At 60.6% G+C, this 22468-nt stretch carries 19 protein-coding genes; 5 read left to right on the forward strand and 14 right to left on the reverse strand.

The genetic code is table 11. From position 1 onward, the window contains the following. Positions 1-14: 14 nt before the first annotated feature. The 3 genes from ACSSU5_RS26320 to ACSSU5_RS26330 all read right to left on the reverse strand — a co-directional run bounded on the left by ACSSU5_RS26320 (position 15) and on the right by ACSSU5_RS26330 (position 2053). A complete protein-coding gene (locus tag ACSSU5_RS26320; RefSeq protein WP_264312896.1) occupies positions 15-569 on the reverse strand; it encodes a helix-turn-helix domain-containing protein in 555 nt (184 codons plus the stop codon). A 193-nt stretch (positions 570-762) separates the two neighbouring features. Then, positions 763-1215, reverse strand: coding sequence for a hypothetical protein (locus ACSSU5_RS26325; RefSeq protein WP_264312895.1), 453 nt, complete (start codon positions 1213-1215; stop codon positions 763-765). 211 nt (positions 1216-1426) lie between these two features. Beyond that, entirely contained in the window at positions 1427-2053 is a 627-nt protein-coding gene (locus tag ACSSU5_RS26330) for a LysE family translocator (protein WP_264312894.1), read from the reverse strand. Between the two features lie 815 nt (positions 2054-2868). On the opposite strand from ACSSU5_RS26330, the gene ACSSU5_RS26335 reads away from it, so the two are divergent. From ACSSU5_RS26335 to ACSSU5_RS26355, 5 genes are all read left to right on the forward strand, one after another. Beyond that, complete coding sequence (locus ACSSU5_RS26335) at positions 2869-3387, forward strand: sigma-70 family RNA polymerase sigma factor (protein ID WP_492561371.1); 519 nt, start codon at positions 2869-2871, stop codon at positions 3385-3387. Between the two features lie 5 nt (positions 3388-3392). Beyond that, entirely contained in the window at positions 3393-4367 is a 975-nt protein-coding gene (locus ACSSU5_RS26340) for a FecR domain-containing protein (protein WP_492560278.1), read from the forward strand. 94 nt (positions 4368-4461) lie between these two features. Beyond that, positions 4462-6903 (forward strand): TonB-dependent siderophore receptor, encoded by a 2442-nt coding sequence (locus ACSSU5_RS26345; RefSeq protein ID WP_492560279.1) that lies wholly within the window; start codon positions 4462-4464, stop codon positions 6901-6903. 501 nt (positions 6904-7404) lie between these two features. Continuing rightward, positions 7405-7998 (forward strand): GNAT family N-acetyltransferase, encoded by a 594-nt coding sequence (locus ACSSU5_RS26350; protein ID WP_264312891.1) that lies wholly within the window; start codon positions 7405-7407, stop codon positions 7996-7998. After that, the gene (locus ACSSU5_RS26355; RefSeq protein WP_019472176.1) at positions 7995-8354 is read left to right on the forward strand and encodes a cupin domain-containing protein; all 360 of its coding nucleotides are present in this window, start codon (positions 7995-7997) and stop codon (positions 8352-8354) included. Before ACSSU5_RS26350 ends, ACSSU5_RS26355 begins: the two co-directional genes overlap by 4 nt. A 268-nt stretch (positions 8355-8622) precedes the next feature. On the opposite strand, the gene ACSSU5_RS26360 is transcribed toward ACSSU5_RS26355, so the two are convergent. The 11 genes from ACSSU5_RS26360 to glyA form a co-directional block, all read right to left on the reverse strand. Beyond that, positions 8623-10152 (reverse strand): hypothetical protein, encoded by a 1530-nt coding sequence (locus ACSSU5_RS26360; RefSeq protein WP_264312890.1) that lies wholly within the window; start codon positions 10150-10152, stop codon positions 8623-8625. A 480-nt stretch (positions 10153-10632) separates the two neighbouring features. Further along, positions 10633-12057, reverse strand: coding sequence for an aldehyde dehydrogenase family protein (locus ACSSU5_RS26365; protein WP_492560280.1), 1425 nt, complete (start codon positions 12055-12057; stop codon positions 10633-10635). A 12-nt stretch (positions 12058-12069) separates the two neighbouring features. Then, a complete protein-coding gene (locus ACSSU5_RS26370) occupies positions 12070-13110 on the reverse strand; it encodes a homoserine dehydrogenase (protein ID WP_264312888.1) in 1041 nt (346 codons plus the stop codon). Positions 13111-13261: 151 nt separating this feature from the next. Continuing rightward, a complete protein-coding gene (locus ACSSU5_RS26375) occupies positions 13262-13699 on the reverse strand; it encodes an Lrp/AsnC family transcriptional regulator (protein ID WP_492560281.1) in 438 nt (145 codons plus the stop codon). Continuing rightward, positions 13696-15084, reverse strand: a complete 1389-nt coding sequence (gene thrC, locus ACSSU5_RS26380) for a threonine synthase (RefSeq protein ID WP_492560282.1) — start codon at positions 15082-15084, stop codon at positions 13696-13698. The genes ACSSU5_RS26375 and thrC overlap by 4 nt, the downstream gene beginning before the upstream one ends. 15 nt (positions 15085-15099) lie before the next feature. Next, positions 15100-15990 carry a LysR substrate-binding domain-containing protein gene (locus tag ACSSU5_RS26385; RefSeq protein WP_264312885.1) on the reverse strand — a complete coding sequence of 297 codons (891 nt, stop codon included), beginning with the start codon at positions 15988-15990 and terminating at the stop codon, positions 15100-15102. A 49-nt stretch (positions 15991-16039) separates the two neighbouring features. Continuing rightward, complete coding sequence (locus tag ACSSU5_RS26390) at positions 16040-17476, reverse strand: amino acid permease (protein WP_492560283.1); 1437 nt, start codon at positions 17474-17476, stop codon at positions 16040-16042. Between the two features lie 123 nt (positions 17477-17599). After that, the gene (locus ACSSU5_RS26395; protein ID WP_264312883.1) at positions 17600-18865 is read right to left on the reverse strand and encodes a cystathionine gamma-synthase family protein; all 1266 of its coding nucleotides are present in this window, start codon (positions 18863-18865) and stop codon (positions 17600-17602) included. Positions 18866-19013: 148 nt separating this feature from the next. Next, positions 19014-19988, reverse strand: coding sequence for a lipoyl synthase (gene lipA, locus ACSSU5_RS26400; protein WP_492560284.1), 975 nt, complete (start codon positions 19986-19988; stop codon positions 19014-19016). 24 nt (positions 19989-20012) lie between these two features. After that, the gene (gene gcvT / locus ACSSU5_RS26405; RefSeq protein WP_492560285.1) at positions 20013-21137 is read right to left on the reverse strand and encodes a glycine cleavage system aminomethyltransferase GcvT; all 1125 of its coding nucleotides are present in this window, start codon (positions 21135-21137) and stop codon (positions 20013-20015) included. 21 nt (positions 21138-21158) lie between these two features. Continuing rightward, complete coding sequence (gene glyA / locus ACSSU5_RS26410; RefSeq protein ID WP_492560286.1) at positions 21159-22415, reverse strand: serine hydroxymethyltransferase; 1257 nt, start codon at positions 22413-22415, stop codon at positions 21159-21161. Positions 22416-22468 lie beyond the last annotated feature (53 nt).

Consider the following 22468-nt stretch of genomic DNA (forward strand, 5'->3'; position numbering starts at 1 on the left):
TGAGGTGAACGAATTCAATTGAAGACCCAGAGCACTCGGGTGGGTTTTTCCGTCAGGTTGGCGTAACGGAACTGCGCGTGGGGCTGCAGCTGGAAGCAGTCGTTGGCCTGCAGGGTCACGGCGTCGCCGTTGTCCAGCCATACCGTGAGTTCGCCCTCGAGCACGAAACAGCCCTGCTCGGAGCGGTCACTCAGGTACGGCTCGCCACTGCTGGCACCTGGTTCGAGGTGGCTGTCGAGCATGGAGAAGGCGCCGGCGATGGTGGGAGAAGCGAGCACATCGGTGATGCCCGACTCGAGGTACAGCGTGCGCCGCTCGTGGGGCCGCGTGACCCAGCCGACGCTGCGGGGCTTGCTCAGGTTGTAGAAGTACGCGGTGGAGACGCCGAGCGCTTCACTGATGGCGGTGAGGTCTGCCACGGTAGGGCGCGACACGCCTCGTTCGACCTGGGACAGGAAGCCGACCGAGCGGTTGATGCGCTCGGCCAGTTCGCCCAGGGTCAGGTTCTTGAATTTGCGCAGGTCGTGAATAAGGATAGCGAGGGCTTCAACCTCTTCGTTCATCTTCATCGCTTAGGACTGCCGTGAAATTTTTAGAGTTATTTTTCATGAAAAAATACACTAAAAAATTCACGAGTCAAGCGATTGGGTAAACGGGGGGATGGCTCCCCTGCCCGCTTTGGCGGATCAGTCCCGCGTTGATTTCAACCAGGATGACGGTTCCGACTCACGTCCACACGTAGCGTGGGGCGATCAAGCTCAATCAAAACTGCTTTGATGCGCTGGCGATGCGCTGGTACTTGCGCTGCTGCCGGTTAATGCTGCGGATATCCAGAAAAAATATCTCTGCGCTACGCCAGAGCAGCATCCACGCGGTGACGGTAACGACGCCCACGGGGATGGTGCCTTCAATGCCCAGAGCCGTGCCTGCCAGCACCAAGGCTAGTGCCAAGCCCAGGAGTATCAACGCTACCAGCCGTAGGCTGCGAATATCCCCCCTGAGTTGTTCGCTTTTTTCCGCAAAGGTATTGCTGATGGCTTGCTGCAGGCGCTCTCGCTCATCTTCCGGGCAGCGAATGTGCAGGGTCAGCTCGGGGTGGTACCAGGCGCTATCTGACAGGTAGTCCACCAGCTCGGGGCTTAACTTGGGGTCGTCCGGCGAGGCAAACGGATTGAGGTAATCGTGGGTGATCGTCAGATCGATTCTTTTAGTCATAACGAACCTTTACCTGGTTGAACTGTGGGCGCAGACTTTAGCGTTCGAGGTAAAGCTAGTCGCAAGACAGCTGCTCTGCCTGATCGGCAGTTGCACGCGGTTGCAGGGGCTGCGTGCGCCTGCTCGGGTTGAACAAGTGATAAGAAAGGTGCGTGAAATGGCTGACGAAACCGGCGGGTTTCACCCAAAGCCCCGCCGCTTTCTCCCTCCACTATCTTTGACTCAAAGCCGCAATCGAAACGCCAGAGGCGACGAAGGTGAGGCCTGCGCCCACGTTTAGCCCATTTACCAGCCTTGGCCGTTGGTACAGGTAGCGAGACAACACCGTGGCGAAAATGCCCATCAAGGCAAAACCCAAGGCTGTGAGTACAGCAAACCACACCCCGTAAACCATCATCTGCACGCTGACCGATCCACGTGCCGGATCGACGAACTGGGGAATGAATGCCAACACGAACAAGCCTGGCTTCGGGTTGAGCGCAGCCGAAAGCAGACCCGTTAGAAAAATGCTGGGCAACGATTGCCGGGACGCCGGCTGAAAGCTGATCAAGCTGCGAGCGCGCAAGACCTTGATGCCGAGCCAGAGTAGATAGCCGGCACCAATGAATTTAATCACCCAGAATGCGACCACCGAGGTTTGCATCAGAAGGGTCAACCCTAAGGAGGCGGCTGCGACGTGAAACAGAATACCCGCGCCTGACGCCATGCCAGATACGGCCGCTGCGACTTTGCCTTGGCTGAGACCACGGCCAATGGCCAACAGGTTGTCAGGGCCTGGCGCCAATACCAACAGCACGCAGGCAGCGGTGTAGGCAAACCACACATTCATTGGAAACATGGCTCTCTCCTTAAGCCTGATGAAGCATTTATCCTGACGGTGGGATGTACCAATGGCAAGGCGATAACTCAAGGATTGCTGGCTCTGATGGGCTTAGACCTGCTGAGTTGCCTAGGCTAGCAACGAACGCTATATCCGCTATGGGGCCAGGCTGTGTGAAAACCCAAGCTGCTCTTTGATGAACCCGAACGTACGTGAAAAAAAGTATGGTTATCCATCGTTGTGGGAGCGGGCTTGCCCCGCGATCTGCCGCAACGCGGCAGCAAAGCCTGAATTCGCGGCGTCTTTGACACTATTTGATATCGGGTACAGGAGCGCTTCGCACTCCATCGCGGGGCAAGCCCGCTCCCACAAAACTTTTCGTACAGAGCCTAAGTCGAAAGCAGCCGTTCGCGAGTGACTGCTTTCGACCCAAAGCGCTCAGTCACGTCAAGCCCGCCTTCCTGCCCTGTTCCAAGCTAGGAATGCTTGCCACCGATGGCGGTCGCCTTGCGGCTGAATCTTGCATACGCGTCAATGCTGCTGACTGACCTGGATTATCTGTCTGGCTCTGTATTTCCAGATCGGCCTGAACCGGACCCGCAGTGAGTATCAGCAGTGCAACACGCTTATCCAGGTGCACCTTCATCCCTCCTGGGCATGCGCCGCGTACACGTCTTCCGGAGTTCGGTCTTAGATCGACTGACGACAATGTGGCCGTAGCAACCGGTCGCACCGGTAGAAAAAACGCTGAAGCCTGTCCTCCACCGGGGCATTGCTCTTTACTAAGCAATGAATGAGAATCAAGAGCATTAACCTCTTAGTCCTCCATGTTAATGACCGATTCAAGCCTCCACCACAGCCAACATTTCCATCGCCTTTACAGTGAAAACCATCGCTGGCTGCAAGGCTGGCTGTGGCGCCGATTGGGATGCCATGCCAATGCAGCAGACTTGGCGCAAGATACTTTCGTTCGTACGCTAAAGTCCCCTCAGCTGACGAGTGTTGAAGAACCTCGGGCATTTCTGTGCCTGATCGCCAAGCGAGTATTGTGTTCGTTCTGGCGCCGTACCGAACTTCACCGTGCCTACCTCGACGCCTTGGCCAACTTGCCCGAAGCGGTAGTGCCGAGCGAAGAAGACCTTGCTCTACTGCGCGAAGCACTCGAAGCGGTAGATGCCTTATTGGACGGGCTTCCCGAGAAAGTGCGCCACGCGTTTTTGCTCAATCGCCTCGAAGGGCTCACCCACCAGCAGATTGCCGAGCAATTGGGCGTATCCCTTGCCACCATCGAGCGATGGATCAAGCGTGCGGTCACCCAGTGTTACTTGGCCAGTCTAGGCATAGGGAGCTAAAGGCCGTGCGCCACTCTGCTCTATCACCAGCCGTGCAGGAGGCCATTGATTGGCTAGTGCGGCTCGATTCCGGGGAGGCCGGGGCCACTGAGCGGCAAGCGTTTGACCGCTGGCTGGCCATCAATACAGAACATCGGCAGGCCTGGGAAAGTCTCAACCGTGCAATGTCACCTGCCTTCGAACCGTTACTGAGCGCCGTTCAGTCACCCAGCACGGCGCGTGCGGCAACCCAGGTACTACGCGCTGGCGCGATATCGCCCGAACGTCGTCGGCTTTTACGCGGAGGTAGTGCGCTGTTGCTCCTGGCCGGACTCAGCGGGTTACTCACTTTGCAGCGACGTATGCCGCTCGAAGGCTTGTTCACCGATTCATTCAGCGGCACTGGCGAACGCAAACGCATGGCGCTCGCTGATGGCAGTGTACTCACACTCAATGCACGCACCACAGTGGATGTTGAATACAGCGTAGACCTGCGTCGGGTCCACTTGCACCAAGGTGAGCTGTGCATCGAGGTGAAATACGATGCCCAGCGCCCATTCGAGGTGCGTACCGCTCAAGGCCTTATCAGTTGCTTGGGCGGCCGCTTTATCGTGGCCCAGCAGGCACATCGTACACTGGTCAGCGTTGAACAACAGAGCGTACAGGTACTCACCCTGCATGGCGCCAGCGTAAGGCTCGACTCAGGCCACGCACTGCGCTTTGACAGCGAGAAGCTTTACCCGCTCGACGGTCAGCATCGGAGGCTGAATGCGTGGCTGGAAGGATTGCTGGACGTAAACAATGTGGCTCTGGGCGAGGTCATCGATGCGCTGCGGCCATACCGCGACGGGGTACTGCGCATCAGTGAGGCAGCAGCCAAGCTACGGGTGTTCGGCGTGTTCCCATTGGACGATAGCGAACGCAGCCTGCAATCGCTCGCTCAGGTTCTGCCAATCACGCTCAGCCGCTATGGCCCGATTACCTTGATTGACATCGTGTAGGTCCAGCCAAAAAATTTTTCGCCGTCGTGAGGGGTTTCGCCTGCTCGTGCGACAGAGCAGCTGACACCACTCACATAGCGAGGAAAATTCTCCCATGCGCGCCCTTAGATCGCCCACCGCGAACCTGGCTCTAGCCGTCTCCCTGGCCATCACCGGCAGTATCACGGCCTTATCCAGCGCATCGGCTTCAGCTGCGCAGAATGAGATGCGGTATGAGCTATCCGCCCAACCGCTAGACCAGACGCTAAGCCAAATCGCCCGGCAAAGTGGCCAAGTGATCATCGCTGACCCGGACCTTCTACGCGGCCTGCAAAGCCATCCTGTCAATGGCTTGTTTAGCCCCCATGCTGCCGTTGAACAAGCGCTCATCGGCAGTGGCCTACAACTGCGCACCACAGATAACGGCACACTGACCCTCGAAAAAGCCGAGGTGCAAGCCGGCACCGTGCAATTGGGCGCTACCAGTATCCAGGCCAACGGTTTGGGCGAAACCACCGAGAATACAGGTTCCTACACCACTGGCAGCACCAGCACTGCAACCAAGATGAAGCTGTCACTGCGACACACGCCGCAGTCAGTCAGTGTTATCACCCGTCAGCAGATAGAGGACCAAGGCCTACTGAGTGTTGCCGACGTGCTCAACCAGACGCCGGGGGTGACGGTCAGCCAAAGCAATACCGAGGTGAACGCCTTCTATGCCCGCGGCTTCGAGATTAGCAATTTTCAGTTCGATGGCCTGCCAAGCCTGAGCACCAACGCGCCATTGCGTGACAACTATGGCCTGATCGGTACTGCCATCTACGATCGGATCGAGGTACTGCGTGGCTCGGCCGGTCTACTCAATGGCACCGGTTTCCCCTCTGGCGTTGTCAACTTCGTGCGCAAGCGGCCCACGGCTGAGTTCCAGGGGCATGTCAGCGCAGGTGCCGGGACCTGGGACCAGTATCGAACCGAAGTAGATCTTTCTGGCTCACTCAGCGACAGCAACCACCTACGGGGCCGCATGGTGGCTGCCACCCAGGAAGAAGGCAGCTATATTGACTATCTCAAGCGTGAGGATCACGTTTTTTATGGCATCCTTGAAGCAGACCTCAGCGACAGCACTACCATCGCTATCGGCTTGGACTACCAGAAAGGTCATGCCAACGGTTCAACCAACTCAAACCTGCCAGCATTCTTTACCAACGGCGCTACTGTCAAACCTTCGCGTTCGACCAACTCCGGTGCCAAGTGGTCCTACAGCGACACAGAAACCCAGCGTTTCTTCACAAGCGTTGAGCACCGCCTGGCAAACGACTGGCTAATTAAGATGGAGGCCAACTTCCGGCGTTACGACGTTGATAACCTGACCTCCACTGCCAATGGCCAGATCAACGCGCTAGATCATTCGGCCACTGCGTACACCAGCAAGTACTATTCCACTTCCAAAGAGCTAGATTTTGCAGCTTACGCCAACGGACCGTTCGAACTGTTCGGCCGTACGCATGAGATGGTCATGGGCGTCAACTGGGCACGCAACGAGAATGAATCGGCAACCATTTCGTTCGGTAGCTATCGAATTAACGATTTCTTCAATTGGGACAATGATCCAGCCAAGCCTACCAATGCACTGTATGCCGTGCCGTACGATACCGTGGCCAGGGAGCGCGCGGCGTATGTCGCTGCGATTTTCAAACCCACCGATGAGCTGAACATAATTCTAGGTACGCGAGTAACTGACTACTACTGGGATCAGGGGGGGGTAATCCCACCATTGGCTAACCCGAATGTTCATTACAATACTCGCGACAGCGGAGTAGTGACGCCGTATGCCGGCATTACATACGACCTGGACGAACACCACACGGTCTATGCCAGCTACGCCGATATCTTCAAGCCGCAACCTTTCAACCCGGATCGCAACGGCACACCGATCGACCCACTGACCGGTGCTAGCTACGAACTGGGAGTTAAAGGCGAGTACTTCGACGGTCGCCTCAATGCCAGCCTGGCTGTGTTCACCTCTGAGCAAGACAACGTAGCCGAGGCTGATGGCCTGCGCGTTGATGTGCCCAATTCCACCGCCTACCGCGCCGCGTCTGGGGTCTATACTCGGGGTTTTGAGGTCGAAATCTCCGGTGAGCTGATGCCTGACTGGAATGTCCATGGTGGCTATACCTACCGGCATTCGGAAGACAAAGACGACAATAAAGTCAGCACCACTCAGCCCGAACAAATTGCCCGTATGGTTACCACATATCGGTTGCCTGGCCTGCTCAACCGCCTGACTGTCGGTGGCAATGTCTCCTGGCAGAGCAGGACTTACTACGACACTACCCTGGGCTTCGGCGCCAGCGCCGTCAGTGCCCATTTCGAGCAAAAGGGCTACACACTCGCAGGACTGATGGCTGCGTACGATTTCACTGACAACTTGCGCGGTACGTTGAACCTCAACAACGTTACGGATCGGAAATACTTCAGCGGCATGGGCAGCTATACCTCTACCTTCTATGGCGAACCACGCAACTTGCTAGCCACCGTGAAATATAGCTTCTGAAACCACGGAGTTGTTTTCTGGGGCTTTTGTGATGCATTCCCTTGAGGGGCTGCAACGCGGCCCCAGCTTCACCGAGGGTGCGGGTAGCCGCTGTCGACCCAGAGTGGCCGCTCGCCAGGGGCTGGCCCACAGCAGCCTCTCGCGGAGGGGAGCAATCGGCCATGAGCTGCCCTCCACGAGGGGCCGCTATGGGTCGGTAGCTGCCTTTCGTGACATACGACCCCATATCGGAGGCCCCCCTGCTCTGACTCCGGCCATCCCGCCATGAAAGTACACGTCGCCCCGCTTCTCGCCTCACCACCTCCGGCAACTGCACGATCGATTCCCCAGGCCTGAGCCATTAGACGGCCACGTGCCTTTGAGCATGGGGCAGCGTCGCACGCCGTGCTGACAGTGTTCGCCCAGAGCATGATGGGAACCGTTCAACCCGCCTACCCTGCCTCCCAGTCAAAGGCGTAATCCTTGAAAAACTAACCACCCGATCCCATGGGAGCACTGTACATGCCTATCGACTTCAGGCCCGCTCAAGCCTCGGACGCGCACGATATTGCGCGCTTCTTTCAACTGACATCGGAGGGCATGGCCGATTACATATGGAGCAAGCTTGCCGCACCTGGAGAAGCATTGCTGAGTGTCGGTGCGTCTCGCTATGCCAGGGAACAGGGCGACTTTTCCTACAAGAACTGCCTGATGGCCACTTTCGAAGGGCGCGTTATCGGCATGATGCATAGCTATGCCTTGCGCGAGACCCCTGACAGTCCTGTCGAGACAGACCCGGTCCTCGCACCTTATTCCGATATGGAAATACCCGACACCTTGTACATATCCAGCCTGGCCCTGGATGAGGCCTGGCGCAGCCAGGGGCTGGGCGTGCAGTTTCTTCGCCACGCCCAGCAGCGCGCTGAGGACGCTGGCCTGAATGGGCTATGCCTGATCGATTATGCAGAGAACCACGGTGCACGCCGCTTCTACGAACGTCACGGTTTTCAAATTGTTAAAACTTGCCAGATCGTTCCGCACCCGATGCTGGGCGTAACCGGTGAAGCCTATTTGATGTATCGCCCTATCCACAACGTGCTCGAGAAAAAACCATGAACAAGAAACTGACCGTGTTCCGCGAACTGGATATCCAACCGGTGCGCGACCTTCCCTTTTTTGAAGAGGTCGTGGAAGGCACCCCTCATACGCTGACGTCCAAGTACTATCACGATGAACAGCAAGGTCGCATTTCCGGAGAATGGGAAGCCAGCACCGGAGCGTGGCGCATCGACTACAAAGTTTGGGAGTTTTGCCATGTCCTGAGTGGATGCTGCGTCATCGAGCTTGAGGGTTGCGCCCCCATCACACTGGCCGCTGGCGACACGTTCATTATCGAACCGGGCGCCAAGGGCAAATGGACGGTGCTGGAAGACATGAAAAAGAACTTCGTGATCCTCTTGCCCGCGAACTAGGCACGGGGTCGCGTTTCATCGAGCGCAGCGCAAGGACAGTTTGCATGCTTGTCTGCTGGCGGCGCTCGAATGCTCTTCGGCAGGCCACAACAGCCCTCTACTTCATGGCTGCGCGGTCGCGCATAGAACTGAGCCTTTGTGGGAGCGGGCTTGTCCCGCGAAGAGAACAGCCCTGAAAATGAACCCGCCTGGCACGAGCTACGCCCGTGTACGCTGGGCAAGCCCGCTCCTATGTATGGACTCGCCCACACTGTCTAGCCGCTTTTATTCAGTTCCCCGCTTCCCCTCTCAATCGCACAAGGCCAACAATAGCCTCGCTGAGGCTGGTCGCGCCTTTGTTGCTTTGCGTCAGCACCACATCCACCCGAGTTCCGTCACGTTTGGCGATCGTCAGCTTTTTATTCATCAGACCGCTGATGATAACGTCGGCGATATCGGCAAGCGCCACGCGGTGCGACTCCTTGAATTGCAAGTGCACATACACGTACTCAAGATCAACCAATACGCCTTTGTCGCCCGAACCGAACAGCGTTTCGTCGAAGAAGAACACCACCTCGTCCTTGGCAATGTTCAGCGCGTTTTTGGATTCGAAGGCCAGGATTTTCTTCACCGGCAAGTCTGGCGCCACGTAAAACTTATGGTCGGCATTGGATCTGAAGCCTCGGGCGGCAGTTGCCACGGTCAACCCGCTGCCACCGTGTTTTGGTGCGCCCGGTAATTCAGGTGCGACGGCAGACTGCGCGCTTGCTTGAGTTTCGCGCGCCACAATTTTCGCGATCACTCGCTCACAGTGTTCCTCGAAACCGTCATAACAGATGAATTGCGCGTAGCGCTTGATGTCCGGCCGACTGGCGTTGAAAGTATCCACCGTGCTCAGGTCGCACTGGCGCAATTGCTCCTGGATCAGCGTTTGCTTTTCCTTGAGCAAGTCGCCCGCACCGAAGTACTCCACAACGCCATCGAGTCGCCCTTGATCACCGCCGAACTTGCGCAGCAGGATTGGGTAGATCCGCTCGTTGTAAGGATAAGCACTGATCGCCTTGATCGCTGATGGCAGAACGGCCTCTTCCGGGATCAGGCCTTTTTCGATATTTTCGGTAATCGCTTGGGATTTTCTGATCTCGTCTTTCGAGTAGCCATGTAACTTCCCAGGTGAATCGGCATTGATGGCGTCGAGCGTCGCCTGGTAGGCCGCATTGACGATACTGCTGGCACCGTCTGCGAAAGCCTTGACCGTTGCCGGGTTCTTGAAAATCTCTTCTTTCTTGAACGAGTCGCCGAGTGCGCTGATCCCTTTGGCCATCAGGTTGAATACACCATGGCCAATATTGGACATCAGGTTCTTCGCGTCGGCATCGTGTACCGCCTTCTCTGAGTAGCCTACCCATTGGCGTCGGCCACGTCGGCGATTGGTGCGATGCGCATCCAGTTCGGCTGAGCGCTCGGCAATGGCTTCATATTGCTCGGCCAATACGCCGAAGTCTTCATCCCATGAGTCGTAGCGCTGCATGAACGCGTCGTAGAAGCGTTCCTCGTCGATATCGTAAATCCCGTGGGCCACGGTGAGTTTGATAGCTTGGCCTATTGCCTCGGCGCGAATCTTGTCTGCTAGATCGTCGCCACCGTCATAGAGGCTATCCAGATTGGAAAACAGATCATAAAAGCTGGCGTTGATTTTCCGCGACCACGTCGAGGCGATCGTCGAGAACGCTCGCCTGACCTGGTTGGTATCAAGCTTGCTCTGCGGTGTTTCGAGGGTGTGGCCGTAGAGTTCAATCTTCTGAATGCTGGCATCCATTGCGTGTCACCGTTCCAAGGTCGCGGGTAAAAGTAGGGGAGTAAGTCAGTTTTATCAAAGGTGAGGCGCGGCCCTCGACAAAGGTGGCTCAAGGCCATCACATCATACCCACATTACTTTCCGTTTTCGACAGCAACCAAGGTGGCTGAAAGACGCGACGGCGATCCCTCTCAACTCAGGGCCAGAAAATGGCTATGCGCTTCACGAGGTTTTTCCTTCGAATTGTTTGAATTCGAGGTTGCACGGTCACGCAGACAGCAAAGGTCATAAGCGAATGGCTGCCCCTGTGGGAACGGGTTCTGCCAAGCAGACGCCGCAGGTATGGCACCGGCTTTGCCGGTGTTCGCGGGTAAATCCGCTCCCACAGGGTCCGTGACTGGCTGACAGCCTTTGCGCTTGCGCGACAGCGCAGTGGGTTTCTTGTTGGCGACCTCTGGGTAAAGCCTGCCTGTAACGGGAGAGTCAAGGCAGGTCAGGCCGTTACTGCGGGTCCAGGTCGTTGATGCACACCACCTTGGGCTGGGTCATGTCTTCATAGGCAAACCGCACCCCTTCGCGGCCCAGGCTGCCGTACTTGAAGCCGCCAAACGGCATGGCGTCGAAGCGATAATCGGACGAGTCGTTGATCATCACGCCCCCGGCCTCGATCCGCCGGGCCAGCTTCAGCGCCGTCGACAGGTCGCGGGTGAATACCCCCGCATGCAGGCTGTATTCCGGGGCATTGGCCAGGGCAACGGCCTCGTCCAGGGTGTCGAACGGCTCCAGAATCACCACCGGGGCGAACACTTCCTGCAGCCAGATTCGGCTGTTGTGGCTGACCGCTTCCAGTACGGTGGGGGCATACAGCGCGCCTTGCCGACGATGGCCGCAGAGCAGTGTCGCGCCCTCCCCCAGCGCCTCGTCCACCAGTTGCTCGGTGCGCCGGGCCGCCTGTTCGGTGACCATCGGGCCGACATCCGTGTCCGTGCTCGCCGGGTCCCCCACGGACAATGCCTTGGATTGCGCCACGAACTGCTCGCGAAAGGCCGCGTAGAGGCTACGTTGCACGAGGATCCGTTGTGTGCCGATGCAGTTCTGCCCCGCTGCCCAGAAGGCACCCGACACACAAGACTCCACCGTCGGCCCCAGCTCGCAGTCCTCCAGCACCAGCACAGGCGCATTGCCGCCCAGGTCCATGGCGAGCTTTTTCAACCCAGCGCTGCGGGCGATCGCTTCACCGGTGGCAAAGCCGCCGGTGAACGAAATCATCCGCACCTCGCGCAGCTCGACCAATGCCTTGCCCAGCTCGACACCCCCGGTTGCCGTGGTCACCACGTTTTCGCCAAGCCCGGCCTGCACCAGGCAATCGACCAGTTTCAACGCCGACAGCGGCGCCAGTTCGGACGGCTTGAGGATCACGGCATTACCACCGGCAATCGCCGGGCCTAACTTGTGCGCCACCAGGTTCAGCGGGTCGTTGTAGGGCGTGATCGCGACAATCAGGCCCAGCGGTTCACGGCTGAACCAGCCTTGGCGGGCCTCGGAGCCCTCATACGCTTCGAAGGGCACCACTTCGCCGGCATTGCGCCGCGCTTCCTCGGCGGACAGCTTCAGCGTGTTCACACAGCGCTTCACTTCTTTCTGGGCCTGACGCAGGGTTTTACCGGCTTCGGCCACGATCAAGTTGGCGAACGCGGCGGCATCGGCCTCGACCAACCGCGCGGCCTCTTCCAGAATGCGCGCGCGACGGTGCCGGGGCATCGCTGCACTTTCAACGCACCCCGCCCGTGCCCGCGCCAGCAAGGCGGGCACAGCGGTGGCGTCCAGACAGGGCACGCGCCCCACCACGCGGCCGTCAAACGGGCTGAACACGTCGATGTGGCTCGGCGCTACAGCGTGAACACTGGCCATGCGAGATACGCTCATAAAGGCTCCGTTTTACTGGCGGGGGGTGGTGTGCAGGGCGATGATGTCGGAGAGCAAGGCATAGGCGGTTTCGATACGCCCCGCACCCGGCCCGGACACCGTGACAGCGCCCAGCAGCCCGGTGTTGAACGACACCGCATTGATGGCGCCGCTGATGCCGGCAAGCGGATGGTCGAGCGGCAACAAACGGGCTTCGACACTCGCCGACACCGCGCCGTCAGCGCCCTTGCTGGCAGCGCCGATCAGTTTCCAGCATTGGCCCGTGGCCTGAGCCTTGACGATGTCCGACGCGGTGATGCCGCTGATGCCCGAGCACGTCACATCGCTGACGCTCAACCGCGCATCCAGCAACTCGTTGGCCAGGATCACCACTTTCAGGCGCACGTCATAGCCCTCGACGTCCGCCGTCGGGTCGGCTTCGGCATACCCCAGCTGCTGCGCCTGGGCCACGGCATCAGCGAACGACATGCCGTCTTTCATCCGGGTCAGCACATAGTTGGAGGTGCCGTTCAGGATGCCCTCGAAGCCTTGAATCTGCGACCCCGCCAGGGCCTGCTTGGCCAGGCGGATCACCGGTGTGCCGCTCATCACCGAGCCCTCGTATTCGAACGCGACGTTGTGGCGGCGGGCCAGCGCCTTGAGCTCGGCACCGTGCAATGCAATCGGCCCCTTGTTGGTGGTCACCACATGGATGCCGCTCTCCAGTGCCCAGCGGCAGAAGGTGGCGGCCGGCTCACCATCGACGGGGTTGGTGAAGGTGGCCTCGGCGATGATGTCAGCGCCGGACTGCTTGATCACGGTTTCGTTGAACGCCTCGGCAGTGCCCCCTGCAATCTGTGCAAGCGCGCCCTTCTCGCTTGGCAAGGCAGCCAGCGCGGCGGCGTCCAGGCCATTGCGGTCAACCACCGAACCGAGGAACAAGTCGGTGACGCCGACGATCTTCAGGCTGAAACCGAGGGTTGCCTGCCAGTTGTCGTTGTTCGTTGCGATCAACTGGGCCAGGCCCCTGTTCACACCACCAAAACCGACCAGGGCAATTTTGTATTCAGTCACGAAGGCATTCCTCTTTGCTGTTGTTTGATGGGCCCAGCGTACGAGCCGGCTACGGGCAGTTGAATAGGCCAAAGCGCCGTATTTATTGGGCGTTCTGCCCACGTGCGAAATGGCCGTCACAGGTAGCTCGCGTTTCATGTAGGAGCGGGGATTAAAAGACAGCGGAGAGGACGAACGAGGTAACGGTGTTTTCAACACCCGGCATGCCGGCGATTTCCTTCCAGACCGCGTGGACCCGTTCTGGGGTGGCCGCTTCAACCCTCAACATCAGGTCAAACTCGCCACTGAGCACTTCGCACTGGATCACCTCGGGAATGGTGCGCAGTTTGGCCAGCACGTCGTCGCCGCGCATGCGATCGTAGCGATAGACGAAAATCGCCGCGCTGATCAACGAGGACGGCCGACGCGAGTCGCCCAGCCGAACGGTGTAACCCTGTATCGCGCCATCGCGCTCAAGCCGTTCGATGCGCTGGCGCACCGCATTGCGCGACAGGTTTACCTTGGCCCCGAGCTCGGCATGGGCGATCCGCGCGTTGGCACTCAGCTCGGCGAGTATGCGCTCGTCCAGCGGATCGAGGATGCGTTTCATGCGGGCCTCGACTGCGCCGCCAGCAAGGCCTTGCACAAGCCCTCCAGATCCCCCTGGCCTAGGGCTGGCGGCCCGTCTTGCAGCGCTGGCTGAGGCGCAAGCTCACCGTCCCAGACGCCCAGCTGCGCCAGCAGCGCGGCAGACTTGACCGGCGCGATCTGGCCCAGGGTCACCATCGGCGCACCCAGGCTGCGCCGATGCATCCGGCCGGCCAACGCGCCGACTGCCGTGTGCGGGTCAACCAGCGCTGCGGCTTGCGCGTGCAGCTTGATGACTTCGCCACGCACCTCCCCCTCATCCACCGCATAGGAATCAAACAACACCCGCGCCTGAAGCCATTGCGCATTGCCGATACTCAGTTCACCGCACGCCTCGAACTGCGCCATCAGCGCCGCGACGCTGCTGCCACTGCGCCCGTACAGCTCCCAGATGAAGCGTTCGAGGTTTGAATAGAGTGAGAAGTCCATGGCCGGTGACAACGTGCGCTGGCTGGCGTGCGGGGCGTAGCGATTGCGGTGCAGAAAACGGTGAAGGGCATCGTTGCTGTTGGTCGAAACGATCACCTGATTGATCGGCAACCCCATTTTCTGCGCAATGAAGCCGGCGTAGATTTCAGCGAAGCTCGCCGCTGGTACGCTGAACCCGACCGGGCGGGTGCCGCCCCCCAGCTGCAAGGCCGCGTGAAAGTAGAATACGATCTGCGCAAGCACCCCTACCCAGTTGGTCGAGTTGAAACACACCGGTATCAACCCCTCCAGTGGCCAGGCACGAAACAGCCGCGCCACCAGCGTCTGGCAATCATCGAAACTGCCATCGACGGGGATCAGCTGAACACTGGCGGGGTCTGCCGCCAGCAAGGCGGCCAGGCGGTCTGCAGGGATCTCGTTGCGGGGGTAGAGGATTGCCAGGCGCACATTCGCCCTGGTCGCGAAGGCCTCGATGGCTGCAATGCCGGTATCCCCGTTGGTGGCGCCCACCACCAGTGCCTCATCGCCCGACTGGTCGAGAAAGTGGCCGACCAGCCGCGCCTGAAGCTGCGCGGCGAAGTCCTTGGAGGTACGTGTGGGGCCATGAAACAGCTGCAGAATCCATTCGTTATGGCCAATTTGCTGCAACGGCGTGATGGCGCGATGGCTGAAGGCCTTGAAGCTGTCGCTGAGCAGCGCGCGCAAGCACTGATCATCGATGGCATCGCCGACGAAGGGCGCGATCACCCGCCAGACCAGCTCATCGAATGGCAGCCAAGACCAGCTGGCGATCGCCTCCGGGCTGATCACCGGCAAGTGTGCCGGCACATACAGCCCGCCATCGGCGGCAGGCCCTGACAGCACGACCTCACGGAAGTCCGCCCGTACATCACCGTTGCGGGTACTGACGTAGTGCATGAAAACTCCACAGGGTTACGAAGGCCGGTGCGCGTGTGCCACCAGCCAGGAAGAAAACAGCGCAGCATCGGGCGGCAATGCACGGCCCTGCTCGCGTACCAGGTAAAACGACTCACTTGCTTCGATGCGCTGGCTGAACGGCGCGACCAACTGGCCTTCCCTGAGCTGGTCCTCGACCACGGAAGACCGCGCCAGCGCCACCCCCTGGCCCAGTTCGGCCATGCGGATGGTGGACACCAACGTGTCGAACTGCAGCCCTCGCGAGTAATCGACATCGTCCGCGCCAACCCGCTTGAGCCAATACCCCCAGCCCTCCTCATAGCCCAGCACATGCAGCAACGGGTGGTGCCTGAGGTCGCGTGGCTCGCGAATGGCCGAGCGCGCCATCAGTGCCGGTGAACACACCGGCACCAGCACGTCCCAGGTCAACCGTTGGGCATGCAGGCCGGGCCATTCGCCATTGCCCCAGCGCACCTCCAGGTCGTCCTCGCCATCCGGCGCCTTGACCCACAGGTTGCTGATGTAGCGGATATCGATGTGCGGGTGCTGGCGGCTGAAGTCCGGCAGCCGTGGGGCAAGCCAGTACTGCAGGAACGACAAGCTGCCACGCACCTTCACCGGCCCGCGTTTGTGCTGGCCAAAAATCTCGTTGGTGCCCACCGCCAGGCGGCTGATCGCATCCTGCACCACCGGCAGGTAGGACTGCCCTTCTTCGGTCAGGCCCAGGCCCCTGGGCAAGCGTTTGAACAAAGCCACGCCCAGGTGGCTCTCCAGTTGCCGGATCTGTTGGCTCACCGCGCCCTGGGTAAGGTGCAGTTCCTCTGCCGCGTGGGTAAAGTTCAAGGCGCGTGCCGACACTTCGAAAGACCGCAGCCAGTTGAGCGGCGGCAGGGATTTTTGCTTCATCGACACGACCTCGTTCACCGTTGGATCCGTGCATCATGAACCGAGTCGTTCAGGTCGCGCCAACACCTGATCCTGCCGGCGCTGCGGCCAACCGTTGGGCACGTTTGTTGCAGGTCACCCAGTAGACGAAGTAGCACCAGGCAATGAACGGTATGCCGAAATACAGGGCAACACGCTGTTCGGGGTCGAAGGCGATGCCGACGCACGCCAGCACGCAACAGGCAATCGCGCCCAGCGGCACCCACGGGTAGCCGCGCACCCTGAAGTGCAGGTCCTCGACCCGACCGCCATTGGCCACATAGTGCCGACGGAAGGCCATCTGGCTGGCGGCGATGCTCATCCACACCACCACCACCGCCAGGCCGGAAATCGACACCAGCGCCAGGTACACCGTGTCCGGCGCCAGCACGCTGCTGAGCAGCGATGCCAAGGCCCCGGCCATGCTCAGCATGATGGCGTTGACCGGCGTGCCGCGTGGCGACAGGCGGGCGAAGCACTTGGGCATATGGCCTTGGTCACTGAGCGTCCACAGCATCCGCGAGGCCGCGTAAAGCCCGGAGTTGGCGGCAGACAACAGCGCGGTGAGGATCACGAAGTTCATGATGTCGGCCGAGTACGGGATGCCGATCAGGTCAAAGACCATAACGAAGGGGCTTTCGACCAAGCCTGCCTGTTCACGCGGTAACAAGGTGGCCAGGACGATGATGGTGCCAACGAAGAACAGCGCCAAGCGTACTACAGTGGTACGTATCGCTTTGGGCACGCTGACCTGTGGGTCTTTCGCCTCACCGGCGGCAATGCCGATAAGCTCGGTGCCGGAGAAGGCGAAGGACACCGCTAGCAACGTCATTGCAATCGGCAGCAAGCCGGTTGGGAACAAACCTTCACGGGTGAAGTTGGACAACCCGATGCCCTGCACATGCTGCACCTCGAACAGCCCGAAGATCGCGGCCCCACCGATGGCGATGAAGGTGATCACCGTCAGCACCTTGACCAGCGAAAGCCAGAACTCGGTCTCTGCGAACAGGCGCACCGACACCACATTGCTGACCAGTACCGTGATGGCGAACAGCGCGCTCCAGATCCACACCGGCGTGTCGGGGAACCAACGCACCATCAGGATACCCGCGGCGGTGAACTCCGAGCCGATGGCCACCGTCCAGGTCAGCCAGTACAACCAGGCCACCGTGTACCCGGTGCCCGGCCCCAGATAGCGGGTTGCGTAGCTGCTGAACGAGCCGGTTTCGGGCATCTGCACCGCCAGCTCGCCCAGGCAGACCATTACCAGGTAGACCATGACCGCGCCAACGATATAGGCGATCACCGCGCCCAGGGGCCCGGCCTGGTTGACCGTGTAACCCGAGGTGAGAAACAGGCCAGTGCCGATCACACCGCCCAGCGCCAGCATAACGATATGGCGCGTGTGCATCTCTTTCTTGTAGCCGGCCGGTTGGCCCGACGCCGCGTTTGAGTGTTCGGTGGACATAATTGGGTTCTCATGAAGTGTCTGGCAATCAACCGGCAACAGGCCCTGAGGCCTGCCCCGTCGATGTGCCAGCGGCTGTTATTGTTATGGCTTTCATGAATCTTGAAGGGCGTGCGCAGTGCCTCAGGTGGACACTTCGACGTGCCGGCCACAGGTACCGCTGGCCTGCCCCTGCACCCGTTGGGCGTGCACTGTGGCGAACGCCTGGCGCAGGTCTGCCAGCAGGTCGGCGGTATCTTCGATGCCCACCGAAACCCGCACCAGGCCTTCGGAAATGCCCAGTGCCTGGCGTTCTTCCAGGGTGTTTTCCACGTGGCTGGTTGTCCGTGCCGGCCCGTAGATGGTTTCCACCGCACCGAGGTTGCCGGCGCGGTGGGCATAGCGCAGCTTGGGCAGCAGTTTGACGACAGTGTCCATGCCGCCCACCAGCACGAAGCTGACGATCGCGCCAAAGCCGCGCATCTGTGCACTGGCAATCGCGTGGCCGGGGTGTTGCGGCAAACCGGGGTAGTTGACCGACTCGACCAGCGGCTCGCTGCACAGGTATTCAGCCAGGGCCTGGGCGCTGGCCTGCTGCTGGCGCAGGCGCAGCGCCAGGGTCTTGATGCCGCGAATGATCAGGTACGCGGAAAACGGGTCCAGCGAGGCACCGTTGATTTCACGGTAATGACGCACCTGCGCCATCAAGGTTTCGCTACCGCAGACAACCCCGCCGAGCACATCGCCATGGCCAGAAAGGAACTTGGTCGCACTGTGCACCACCACATCGACACCGAGCAGCAGCGGGTTCTGGTTGAGGGGTGTGGCAAACGTATTATCGGCAACGACCAATGCCCCCACGCGCTTGGCCGCGGCCACCAGGCGGCGGATGTCGAGAATTTTCAGTGTCGGGTTGCTCGGCGTCTCCAGGTAGACCACATCGCAACCCCGAGCGATTTCACGCTCAATGGCCTCGGTATCGAGGGTGTCGCACAGCGTCACCTCGACGCCCTGACGGGGCAAAAACTCTTCGAATATCTTGTTGGTGCCGCCGTAGCTGTCGCGGGTCGAGACCACGCGCTTGCCATTGCACAAGAAGGTATGCAACACACCGCTGATGGCGGCCATGCCGGTACTGAAGGCCACAGCCGATTCGGCGTGTTCAAGTGCGCAGAGCTTGTCCTCAAGCACGGCAACCGTCGGGTTGCTCATGCGGCTGTAGATGAAGCCCGGTTGCTTGCCCAGCGCAATGTCGTACCAGGCGTCGATATCCTGGTAGCCATAGGCGGCACTGGCGATGATCGGGGTTTGGGTGGCGTTGAAGGGGTGCTCGACCTGTTCCCCCTCCCACACCACCCGTGTTCCGATACCCGGCTGCGCGCCGTTAGCGACCTTTGCTTGGTTATTCATGTAATGGTCTCGCATCGATGAAACACGACGGTGTTTCGACTGGTCTGCGAGGACTATAGAGCGCGCATGCGCCCATGAAAAACGATGCAATTGGGGCCTAAGGGGCGCTTATTTTAATGGCTGTGGGGCCGCTCTGCGGCCCCTGCTCTTAACGGGCCGCCTGCAGTGCCTGCTGGTCGGCATGGTAGGACGAGCGCACCAGCGGCCCGGACGCCACGTTCTTGAAGCCCATCGCCAAAGCCCGTTCGGCAAACCAGGCGAAGGTGTCCGGGTGCACGAAACGCTGCACCGGCAGGTGGCTGCGCGACGGTTGCAGGTACTGCCCCAGGGTCAGCATGTCGACCTGATGCTCGCGCATGCGCTGCATCACCTCGATCACTTCCTCGTCGGTCTCGCCCAGGCCCAGCATCAGCCCGGACTTGGTCGGCACTGCGGGCACGCGGCGTTTGAAATGCTCCAGCAGGTCCAGCGACCACTCAAAATCCGAACCCGGCCGTGCCGCCTTGTACAGGCGCGGCACGGTTTCAAGGTTATGGTTGAACACATCCGGCGGTTCCTGCTCGGTGATGGCCAGGGCCACGTCCATGCGCCCCCGGTAATCCGGCACCAGGGTTTCCAGCTTCACGCCCGGCGACAGCTTGCGGATTTCGCGCAGGCAGTCGACGAAGTGCTGGGCACCCCCGTCGCGTAGGTCGTCACGGTCCACTGACGTGATCACCACGTACTTAAGGCGCAGGTCGGCGATGGCAATTGCCAGGTTTTTCGGCTCATCGGCATCCAGCGGTTTCGGCCGGCCATGGCCGACGTCGCAGAACGGGCAACGCCGAGTGCAGATGTCGCCCATGATCATGAACGTCGCCGTGCCGCCAGAAAAGCACTCGCCCAGGTTCGGGCACGAAGCCTCTTCGCAGACGCTGTGCAGCTTGTGTTTGCGCAGTAGCGCCTTGACCCGCGCGACCTCGGGTGAAGAGGCAATTTGCACACGGATCCAGTCAGGTTTGCGCGGCACCTCCTCGGTGGGCAGGATCTTCACCGGGATGCGCGCCACCTTGTCGGCGCCGCGCAGTTTCACGCCGGCTTGCAGGGGCTGCGGGCGCGTGGCGGCAGGCAGGGTCTGGTTCATGTTCATGCTCCGGCAGTCAGGGCTTCAGCCACGGTAGTAACGTTGCGCCACGAACGGTGTGCGCACCACCCGCATCGGCACCCGCTTGCCACGCACCAGGGCGAAGACTTCGGTGTCCAGCGCCGCATGCGCGCTGTGCACGTACCCCATCGCCAACGGCCCGCCCAGGCTGGGGCCGAAACCGCCGCTGGTGACACGGCCGATTTCCTGTTCGTCAGCATCGACGATCAGTGCCCCTTCACGCACCGGCACACGCTCGCTGGGCATCAAACCCACGCGCTTGCTGGCCACGCCCTCGCGCAGCTGGGCAAAGATGCGCTCGGCACCGGGGAAAGCGCCGGCACGTACACCTTCGGCACGCCGGGCCTTGGAAATGGCCCAGGTCAGGCTGGCCTCGATCGGCGTGCTGCCCACGTCCATGTCATGCCCGTACAGGCACAACCCGGCCTCCAGGCGCAGTGAGTCGCGGGCACCCAGGCCGATGGCCTCGACCTCGGGCTCGGCCAGCAGCACACGGGCGAGCATTGCCGCAGCCTCGGCCGGTACCGAGATCTCGAAACCGTCTTCGCCGGTATAGCCCGAACGGCTGACGTAACAGTCGACGCCCAGCAGCTTCACACTGGCGAACTGCATGAAGGTCATGGCGCCGACCTGCGACGCCAGGCGCCCCAGCACCTTGGCCGCCGCCGGCCCCTGCAGGGCCAGCAAGGCGCGGCTGTCGAACAGCGATTCGACCTCACACTGCCCCTCCAGATGCTGCTTGAGGTGCGTCAGGTCCTGGTCCTTGCAGCCAGCGTTGACTACCAGAAACAGCTCGTCATCGCCCAGGTTGGCGACCATCAGGTCGTCGAGGATGCCGCCGTCGGCATCGGTGAACAGCGCATAACGCTGCATGCCCACCGGCAGGTCGAGGATGTCGACCGGCACCAGCGCTTCCAGTGCCTTGGCAGCACCAGCGCCGCGCAGGCGAATTTGCCCCATGTGCGAAACGTCGAACAGCCCGGCCTGCTCACGGGTGTGCAGGTGTTCCTTGAGCACCCCCAGCGGGTACTGAACCGGCATGGCGTACCCGGCAAAGGGCACCATCCGCGCGCCGAGCTTCAGGTGCAGGTCGTGCAAAGGCGTGTGTTTCAGTTGTTCTGTAGACATGAACGATTCCCCGTAGCCGATTCAGGCGCGATAGACCGGATATTCCGCACACAGCCTGGCCACCGACGCGGCCACCTGGGCCTCGACATCGGCATCGCCAAGGTGGTCGAGGATGTCGCAGACCCACCCCGCCAGGGCCACGCATTCGGCCACCTTGAAGCCACGGGTGGTGACGGCCGGGGTGCCGATGCGCAGGCCCGACGTCACAAATGGCGACTGCGGGTCGTTGGGCACGGCGTTCTTGTTGACGGTGATGTGCGCACGGCCAAGGGCGGCGTCGGCATCTTTACCGGTGAGGCCCTGGCGGATCAGGCTGACCAGGAACAGGTGGTTGTCGGTGCCACCGGAAACCACGTCGTAGCCGCGGTCAATGAACACCTGGGCCATGGCCTGGGCGTTTTCGATCACTTGTTGCTGGTAAGCCTTGAAGCCAGGCTCCAGCGCTTCCTTGAAGCACACGGCCTTGGCGGCGATGACGTGCATCAGCGGGCCGCCCTGGGCGCCCGGGAAGACTGCGGCGTTGAGCTTTTTCTCGATCTCTTCGTTGGACTTGGCCAGGATCAGGCCGCCACGCGGACCACGCAGGGTCTTGTGGGTGGTGGTGGTGACCACATCGGCGAACGGGATCGGGTTCGGGTACAGGCCAGCGGCAACCAGGCCGGCAACGTGGGCCATGTCGACGAACAGCAGCGCACCGACCTTGTCGGCGATGGCACGGAAGCGTGGGAAGTCGAGGGTCTTGGAGTAGGCCGAGAAGCCGGCAACGATCATTTTCGGTTTGTGCTCGACCGCCAGGCGCTCGACTTCGTCGTAGTCGATCAGGCCGGTGTCGGTGTTGATCCCGTACTGCACAGCGTTGTACAGCTTGCCCGACGACGACACTTTGGCGCCGTGGGTCAGGTGGCCGCCGTGGGCCAGGCTCATGCCCAGAATGGTGTCACCGGCCTGCAGCAGGGCCAGGTAGACCGCGCTGTTGGCCGAGGAGCCCGAGTGCGGCTGGACGTTGGCGTAGTCGGCACCAAACAGCTGTTTGGCGCGCTCGATGGCCAGCTGTTCGACCACATCGACGTGTTCGCAACCCCCGTAGTAGCGCTTGCCTGGGTAGCCTTCGGCGTACTTGTTGGTCAGCTCGGTGCCCTGGGCCTGCATCACTTGCGGGCTGGTGTAGTTTTCCGAGGCGATCAACTCGATATGGTCTTCCTGGCGTTGCACTTCGCGGCTGATGGCCTCATGCAGCGCAGGGTCGAAATCGGACAGGGTCAGGCTTTTATGGAACATGTGGGTGCTTCCTTCTTGTTGTTTGCGGGCAGGCAAGGCCCGGAGCAGGTCCG

It is taken from the genome of Pseudomonas sp. E1MeOHC2 (assembly GCF_058745025.1).

What these genes read in the sequence shown, in the direction of transcription:
- ACSSU5_RS26365 (WP_492560280.1), bottom strand. Translation starts at nt 12,057, where the DNA reads ATGAGCGTATCTCGCATGGCCAGTGTTCACGCTGTAGCGCCGAGCCAC.
- ACSSU5_RS26385 (WP_264312885.1), bottom strand. Translation starts at nt 15,990, where the DNA reads ATGAAGCAAAAATCCCTGCCGCCGCTCAACTGGCTGCGGTCTTTCGAA.
- thrC (WP_492560282.1), bottom strand. Translation starts at nt 15,084, where the DNA reads ATGCACTACGTCAGTACCCGCAACGGTGATGTACGGGCGGACTTCCGT.
- ACSSU5_RS26325 (WP_264312895.1), bottom strand. Translation starts at nt 1,215, where the DNA reads ATGACTAAAAGAATCGATCTGACGATCACCCACGATTACCTCAATCCG.
- ACSSU5_RS26335 (WP_492561371.1), top strand. Translation starts at nt 2,869, where the DNA reads ATGACCGATTCAAGCCTCCACCACAGCCAACATTTCCATCGCCTTTAC.
- ACSSU5_RS26330 (WP_264312894.1), bottom strand. Translation starts at nt 2,053, where the DNA reads ATGTTTCCAATGAATGTGTGGTTTGCCTACACCGCTGCCTGCGTGCTG.
- ACSSU5_RS26355 (WP_019472176.1), top strand. Translation starts at nt 7,995, where the DNA reads ATGAACAAGAAACTGACCGTGTTCCGCGAACTGGATATCCAACCGGTG.
- ACSSU5_RS26320 (WP_264312896.1), bottom strand. Translation starts at nt 569, where the DNA reads ATGAAGATGAACGAAGAGGTTGAAGCCCTCGCTATCCTTATTCACGAC.
- ACSSU5_RS26395 (WP_264312883.1), bottom strand. Translation starts at nt 18,865, where the DNA reads ATGAATAACCAAGCAAAGGTCGCTAACGGCGCGCAGCCGGGTATCGGA.
- ACSSU5_RS26350 (WP_264312891.1), top strand. Translation starts at nt 7,405, where the DNA reads ATGCCTATCGACTTCAGGCCCGCTCAAGCCTCGGACGCGCACGATATT.
- lipA (WP_492560284.1), bottom strand. Translation starts at nt 19,988, where the DNA reads ATGAACCAGACCCTGCCTGCCGCCACGCGCCCGCAGCCCCTGCAAGCC.
- gcvT (WP_492560285.1), bottom strand. Translation starts at nt 21,137, where the DNA reads ATGTCTACAGAACAACTGAAACACACGCCTTTGCACGACCTGCACCTG.
- ACSSU5_RS26375 (WP_492560281.1), bottom strand. Translation starts at nt 13,699, where the DNA reads ATGAAACGCATCCTCGATCCGCTGGACGAGCGCATACTCGCCGAGCTG.
- glyA (WP_492560286.1), bottom strand. Translation starts at nt 22,415, where the DNA reads ATGTTCCATAAAAGCCTGACCCTGTCCGATTTCGACCCTGCGCTGCAT.
- ACSSU5_RS26360 (WP_264312890.1), bottom strand. Translation starts at nt 10,152, where the DNA reads ATGGATGCCAGCATTCAGAAGATTGAACTCTACGGCCACACCCTCGAA.
- ACSSU5_RS26345 (WP_492560279.1), top strand. Translation starts at nt 4,462, where the DNA reads ATGCGCGCCCTTAGATCGCCCACCGCGAACCTGGCTCTAGCCGTCTCC.
- ACSSU5_RS26390 (WP_492560283.1), bottom strand. Translation starts at nt 17,476, where the DNA reads ATGTCCACCGAACACTCAAACGCGGCGTCGGGCCAACCGGCCGGCTAC.